The organism is Lonsdalea britannica (assembly GCF_946477055.1).
Classification (GTDB): Bacteria; Pseudomonadota; Gammaproteobacteria; order Enterobacterales; family Enterobacteriaceae; genus Lonsdalea; species Lonsdalea britannica_A.
This window is the reverse complement of sequence record NZ_CAMKXG010000368.1, coordinates 1-2,670: the sequence shown is the minus strand read 5'-3', so window position 1 is coordinate 2,670 and position 2,670 is coordinate 1. Positions and strand designations below refer to the sequence as shown.

General features: G+C 48.7%; 7 protein-coding genes and 1 pseudogene. 1 reads left to right on the top strand and 7 read right to left on the bottom strand.

Annotated features, from left to right (window positions below):
• Window positions 1–435 (bottom strand): annotated as a pseudogene (locus tag Q7O77_RS16745) (type IV secretion protein Rhs); the annotation flags it as partial.
• 128 nt (window positions 436–563) lie between these two features.
• Between Q7O77_RS16745 and Q7O77_RS16740 the strand changes: the two are divergent.
• Window positions 564–719, top strand: a complete 156-nt coding sequence (locus Q7O77_RS16740; RefSeq protein ID WP_304169871.1) for a SymE family type I addiction module toxin — start codon at window positions 564–566, stop codon at window positions 717–719.
• Between the two features lie 64 nt (window positions 720–783).
• On the opposite strand, the gene Q7O77_RS16735 is transcribed toward Q7O77_RS16740, so the two are convergent.
• From Q7O77_RS16735 to Q7O77_RS17015, 6 genes are all read right to left on the bottom strand, one after another.
• Complete coding sequence (locus tag Q7O77_RS16735) at window positions 784–1,224, bottom strand: NADAR family protein (protein ID WP_304169869.1); 441 nt, start codon at window positions 1,222–1,224, stop codon at window positions 784–786.
• On the bottom strand, window positions 1,225–1,563 hold the full coding sequence (locus tag Q7O77_RS16730) for a hypothetical protein (RefSeq protein WP_304169867.1): 339 nt from the start codon (window positions 1,561–1,563) through the stop codon (window positions 1,225–1,227).
• Window positions 1,560–2,015, bottom strand: a complete 456-nt coding sequence (locus Q7O77_RS17030) for a hypothetical protein (RefSeq protein ID WP_369696236.1) — start codon at window positions 2,013–2,015, stop codon at window positions 1,560–1,562. The genes Q7O77_RS16730 and Q7O77_RS17030 overlap by 4 nt, the downstream gene beginning before the upstream one ends.
• A 29-nt stretch (window positions 2,016–2,044) precedes the next feature.
• Window positions 2,045–2,155, bottom strand: coding sequence for a hypothetical protein (locus Q7O77_RS17025; RefSeq protein ID WP_369696235.1), 111 nt, complete (start codon window positions 2,153–2,155; stop codon window positions 2,045–2,047).
• A gap of 100 nt (window positions 2,156–2,255) precedes the next feature.
• Window positions 2,256–2,438, bottom strand: a complete 183-nt coding sequence (locus Q7O77_RS17020) for a hypothetical protein (protein WP_369696234.1) — start codon at window positions 2,436–2,438, stop codon at window positions 2,256–2,258.
• Window positions 2,439–2,488: 50 nt separating this feature from the next.
• The coding region (locus Q7O77_RS17015) for a hypothetical protein (protein ID WP_369696233.1) at window positions 2,489–2,670 on the bottom strand (182 nt) is incomplete at its 5' end.

Sequence of the window (2,670 nt, the reverse complement as noted above, 5' to 3'; positions counted from 1 at the left end):
TGCGGCGATAATCTCCGAGACTTCACACAGGTTCTGTTCGCTGTCGTAACCGAACAGTTTTGCCTGACGCCAGCGCCCATTGCGACGCTCCGCCGTCACCTGTCCGTTACCGTTAAGACGGAAATCCTGCTCGCCCCAGTGAGCGTCTTTTATCCCCACCAGACGGTCCAGCACGTCGTAACGATAGCGCCGCTCCAGATGGTGCGGCTCGCTGCCGCCGCCGTTGACCAGCGTCTGGCGCTCCAGCAGCCCGGTCTCGCTCCAGCTCTGCGACAACGCGAAGCCCGCGCCGTTGCTGCGAAGGCTTTCCTGACCCGCGTCCGTATGGCTGAACGACAAGGCCTGATGCGAGCCTACGCCCAGCGCCGATAACCGTCCTGATTGCCACTGCTGTTGCAGCGGTGCCAGCAGCCCGTCGACCTGCGCGCGGTAACCGCTCGGAGATGACCTGACTGAAGCGGTTATAAGCCGTGACCGAACAGCTCCAGCATTGCTGGTGAGCGTTATACCTGCATACCTGCGACTAAAAAGAAAAGAAACTGAAAGTAGGGCGTTACTACATCGTGGGATACGCCCCGCATAACGGCAAGCTCAACCCGCCCTCCACCACCAACCTTAAAAGCCGCCAACTCGAAAAGTTCGGCTGTATCACCGGGATGCCTTTCACCGTTACGGTGGAAAGGGACAGGATTATTATTGAGATGCAGATTAATTTATAGCGGCTAACCTGACCGCTAATAAAATAAAAAAGCCGGAAGGATCGAGTGATCGTTTCCGGATACTTTATACCTTCAAAGCTTCTCTTGTTTCCATTAATATGATACCAAGCATATTATTTCCGGAACCATCTCCACCATCGGCCCAATAATTATCATTATGGGTATGCTCTACTAGCAAAGCATCTCCAGTCGATAATAATATTTCTTTAGCTTCATTGTTTTGTTTGAATTTTTCCAAAACCGCAAAGCGCATAATATTATTCTTTACATCGTCCCAATCTTTTCTTAAAGGAAGAGATCTGTCTCGACCTAATTTTGCAGCATCCATCGGAGAAAAAATATTACGTATCTTTTCTTTTAACACTACGTCTTGAAATTTTTGAGATTGAAAATAATGTTCGACTGTAGGCCAAGTTATAGAGTCAATAATTAAATTACACTTAAAGAAATTAGAAAAAACCCCATATGGTTCATTTACTCTGTAAAAGAAAATAGCATCACTCACTTATATTATCCTTGGCCCTTTTGGTTTAAGATCATCCACTGACTCTCCAGCAATAACCAAATTGAAGCAGTGCATTATTTTCTTTGACATACTATCTAATAAATTATTTTTATGATGATAGTTTTCGCAATCTATTCCCACAGACAACAAGTATAGCTCAGATAGTATTTTCTTGGGAACTAACTCATCACTTTTAAACACCCTGGTTATTTCTTCTGCGACCAATAAAAGGCCATTAAACAATTCTTCATTTACTTCACCCCCCATTTTTAATGGGTAAATAAATCGACTACCAGTTTCTTTCAGCAATTCTAATGCGTTATGTTTTTCCACATTCATTTTATAACACCTTTTATAGCAGAGTTAGGTATATCTTTATATACAGTAACCTCTTGTGTCCATATAGACCTATGATAGGGTAATCCTTCAGTCCCATTTGCCCTAGGAGCTATTTTCCACACTTCAACATTTGTCGAACTAACTTTGTTGAGATCTATTTCTATTATTCCATGGCCACTATCATATGATCTAGCTATATCTAAATCTTTGGTTGTCGATATCCAAGGGCTATTTTTAGCTGACCACCCAGCAGCATTAGAAGCCACAGATAAATACCGATTTGCAACATGCTCAGCAGCACTCCAGTTACCACCCAATGTTTTACCTAGTATAGATTCCCCGCGGGCTAATCTTGCAGCGTCTTGCTCTGTCAAAGCACGATATACTATGTTGCTCTGACCTTCCTTCGGCGTCAGCCCCAGCAGATCAACCCACCCACGTGTTATGCACATACCCCTGTGACCCTGACCCCCACACAGCCCTATCGAGTCCGGCGAGATATACTGTCCGCATCACAGTAACGATGCCGGTTGTAGTAAAGTCCCGTTTCCGCGTCGTAAATTTGCCCCTGATAACGCAGCTCGCAGTACACTTCTTCGTTCGCCGCATCGTAGCCACCGCGCCCCGTCCGGCAGGCTCACCCGCCGTAACCGGTCCTGCGTATCCCACTCGTAGCGCGTCTCGCTTGCGGCTCAGCCTACCGCAAGCGCCATACTCATAGCGCACGTCGCCGCGCTCGAGGATACGGCCTGAGATACCGACAGCGGTACGCCCGATGCGGCGATAATCTCCGAGACTTCACACAGGTTCTGTTCGCTGTCGTAACCGAACGGTTTCGCCTGACGCCAGCGTCCATTCCGACGCTCCGCCGTCACCTACCCGTTGCCGTTCAGACGAAAATCCTGCTCGCCCCAGTGGGGATCTTTTATTCCCACCAGACGGTCCAGCACGTCGTAACGATAGCGCCGTTCCAGATGGTGAGGCTCGCTGCGCCGCCATTAACCAGAGTCTGGCGCTCCAGCAGCCCGGTCTCGCTCCAGCTCTGCGACAGTGCGAAGCCCGCGCCGTTGCTGCGCAGGCTTTCCTGACCCGCGTCCGTATGGCTGA

What these genes read in the sequence shown, in the direction of transcription:
- Q7O77_RS16730 (WP_304169867.1), bottom strand. Translation starts at nt 1,563, where the DNA reads ATGAATGTGGAAAAACATAACGCATTAGAATTGCTGAAAGAAACTGGT.
- Q7O77_RS17030 (WP_369696236.1), bottom strand. Translation starts at nt 2,015, where the DNA reads ATGTGCATAACACGTGGGTGGGTTGATCTGCTGGGGCTGACGCCGAAG.